Source organism: Pseudomonadales bacterium, from assembly GCA_013215025.1.
Taxonomy (GTDB): Bacteria; Pseudomonadota; Gammaproteobacteria; order Pseudomonadales; family DT-91; genus DT-91.
The window spans coordinates 1-2818 of sequence record JABSRR010000248.1 but is presented as its reverse complement, the minus strand read 5'-3'; the positions used below and the strand labels follow the sequence as shown (position 1 = coordinate 2818).

Sequence of the window (2818 nt, the reverse complement as noted above, 5' to 3'; positions counted from 1 at the left end):
ACTTTTTCTCCTTGCTCCATTGAGTTTGCCTTTATTGCACAGAATATTATATCTCTAATCTTAGAGACATTAAACCCTTTTCTCATCTCGTACAAGGTTTCCTCTAGTGAAGAATATCCACGCAAGTCTTCTAATTCAGCCCAAAAATTAAGTGAAAAATGGCCAGTATAAGACTGACCATTCAACTCGATATCAAAATACCCTCTTCTCTTATTCATGCCTCAAATATACAAAATATTAAGCATTTTGTGATACTGTAGGCTTTCCTGTAAACTGGAAGCTTCCTGAGTAAGTTACCGTCTCTTCAGCAGAAGCATTTAAGCTAAGGCTGTTTAACAAAGCTTCTTGTGTAATAACACTGTCGCCAGATTCAGTAGTTCCCATTACTAGGGTAAAAACAGTTCTGCCTAAGTGGCCTTGATTAAACAAGTCGTAGAACCCAATCTTGTCGCCAGCCGTGTCATCATCGTAAACAACAAGAGCATCAAAAGACATTGTGCCATCTCTAAATGAGTAGATGTACTCGTTATGCCCTTCGCTGTCTTTAGAAGAAGCAGAAGAAGTATTGGCAGTGTAATCTATAGTGTGCTGAGTTACGTGACCTATTAGGTTACCATCAACCGTCACACCGATTTTAGTACCGTTAAATTGTCCTGTAGTTGCCATAATTTTAATAAAATGGTTTTAAACGTTTAAAATAAATTCAAAGCAAAGATACGTCATTATGCCTATCTGTTTTTGATGTCCTTTAGGTCGGACTTCATTTCGTCGATAGCTTCCTTTATGTATGTTAGCTTAATTCCGTTTGCAATAGCTGAGTCTTCTAGTGTATCGACCCTGCCCTCTAGTGACTCTATTGATTTTTCGTTGCTCTCAATGTTACTCTTTACTTCTGACTCTGCTCTTAAAAGAAGCGCGCCTACAAGTGATATACAAACCATTAAGAAGAAGTTTGCTACTCTTATCCATGGGCTAGAGAAAAAGTCCTTTAAAACCGTGTTAGTTGAACTCATGTCGTTAAGTCTGTGATATTAAACGTGATAGATATTGTGTTGCTATAAAGTACACTGTCACTAAAGCTTTCTATAAAAGAAGATATGTTGTCCATTTCTTGTGCTATGATTTTAAAGTTATCAGCAGATAAGTCGAGTGCAACATTGACGTTTGGGCGAAACTTAGCTAACACTTGGTCAACTATGTCGTTGTTATTCCCCCAACCACCTAGTCCAACAGCAAACTTAGAATATACTTCTATCTCTATTACATACTCATGGCCTAAGTCGTCCTTGTTTACATCTATCTCGATAGTATTAGCGGGTCTTATAACCACTACAGGAACACCATCATTTAAAAGGTTCTCTACAGATACAGAAGTGAATACATCTATAGGATTTCCGTTAAACGAAAGAGACGGTGTAGCGTCCTTTAGTTCGCTAATAATGGCGACAATAAGTGGGTTAAGTGCGTACCTCATATATACCTACAAATATAGTCGGTTATGAGTTAGCAAGTTTACTTCCTTACAGCTTGTGCTATCTTTTGCTGCATCCTTTTCTTAAACTTCTCTAGCTCGTTATAGGCGTTCATGTAGAAATATGGTTTTGCCTTCCTGTTGGTAAACTTCTTTGCGTTTGACTTTCTAAACTGTAGGGCAAACCTCCTACCTAAGCTACCAAACAACTTTTCTATACCGCTTGTATCTATTGTCTCAGTTCTAGTACCAAACTCAATATACGCCATAACTGGGTCTGACCCTATTGTAACCTCATAAGCACTGCCAGCTTTTTTTCTTCTTATTGTTCTATATCTTATGTTACTTTTCAATCCCTTCTTGTCCTTGCTTCTAGGCTTAAAATCATTCCTTGCTTTATCTCTTGTATTCTGAGCAGCCTTTTTAAGCTCCTTGTGAAATTCCTCTTGCGCCCCTCCGACAGCTTTAAACTTATCGTAAACCTTTTTTAACTCGGCAGGGTTTATTTTCATTGACGGCTTCATAGTGTAGCAAAATTAACTAAATTTGTTGTCATGGAAAGAAGTCAACTAAATAGACTTGGTATAGCAAGCGGGGCAACAGAGCCAGTTAGTGTAGCAGACGCTAAATCTTGGTCGGCAATAGACACATCGTTGGACGATGCAGTTATAAGTGCAATAATAGTTTCGGCAAGAGAGATGTGTGAAACCTACCTATCAAGAGATGTAATAGCAAAGGACTATGAATACTTTGAGCCGTCACCCGAGTCGGGAGAAGATGGCTGCTACTACGTTGTGCTACCTCGCCCTACTAGCGAAGGATTAATAGCCTCTGTAAGCGATTCTAACGGCACTCTAACGGCTTCAACTGATTGGGAGATGTATGGAGTCAACGGAAGGATTATAAAGCTTCTACAAGCTCCTAGTGGCGCTGTAACAGTAACCTTTGAAAGCCTACCTGTAACATCCGAGTCAGACTTAGAATTGATTAAGTCGGGTATTAAGTCGTTGGCAGAACAGATATACGACAATAGGGCTAATTTAGAGGGTGACAGTGACATCATGGTAATGGACAGAAATATCAAAATGACTTTAAAACCAGCTAAGTACGTTTACTTCTAATTATGGCAAACAAGAAAGACAGACTTAGAGATAGCCTTTCCATACTTAACACGGTAAGGACGCAAGCAGCAAACGGTGACATTACACAGGTTGTAACAGGTCAGACGGTACTTAGATGCTCTGTATCTACAGACATGAGGGATATAGAATATGCAGCAAGAGACATTCCTAATCAATCAATTGAGTTGGTAATAGAAATGAGGAAGAAGACAGTTACAGAGTATGG

At 39.0% G+C, this 2818-nt stretch carries 5 protein-coding genes; 1 reads left to right on the top strand and 4 read right to left on the bottom strand.

Translation table 11 applies throughout. The annotated features are described in order from the left end of the window. Nucleotides 1-237: 237 nt before the first annotated feature. From HRU21_12495 to HRU21_12480, 4 genes are all read right to left on the bottom strand, one after another. Nucleotides 238-666, bottom strand: coding sequence for a hypothetical protein (locus HRU21_12495; protein NRA43109.1), 429 nt, complete (start codon nt 664-666; stop codon nt 238-240). A 62-nt stretch (nt 667-728) separates the two neighbouring features. Further along, nucleotides 729-1013 (bottom strand): hypothetical protein, encoded by a 285-nt coding sequence (locus HRU21_12490; GenBank protein ID NRA43108.1) that lies wholly within the window; start codon nt 1011-1013, stop codon nt 729-731. Next, nucleotides 1010-1474, bottom strand: a complete 465-nt coding sequence (locus HRU21_12485) for a hypothetical protein (GenBank protein NRA43107.1) — start codon at nt 1472-1474, stop codon at nt 1010-1012. The genes HRU21_12490 and HRU21_12485 overlap by 4 nt, the downstream gene beginning before the upstream one ends. Before the next feature lie 38 nt (nt 1475-1512). After that, the gene (locus HRU21_12480) at nt 1513-1983 is read right to left on the bottom strand and encodes a hypothetical protein (GenBank protein NRA43106.1); all 471 of its coding nucleotides are present in this window, start codon (nt 1981-1983) and stop codon (nt 1513-1515) included. Between the two features lie 42 nt (nt 1984-2025). Here HRU21_12480 and HRU21_12475 point away from each other — a divergent pair, with 42 nt between their 5' ends. Beyond that, the gene (locus HRU21_12475) at nt 2026-2592 is read left to right on the top strand and encodes a phage gp6-like head-tail connector protein (protein NRA43105.1); all 567 of its coding nucleotides are present in this window, start codon (nt 2026-2028) and stop codon (nt 2590-2592) included. Nucleotides 2593-2818 lie beyond the last annotated feature (226 nt).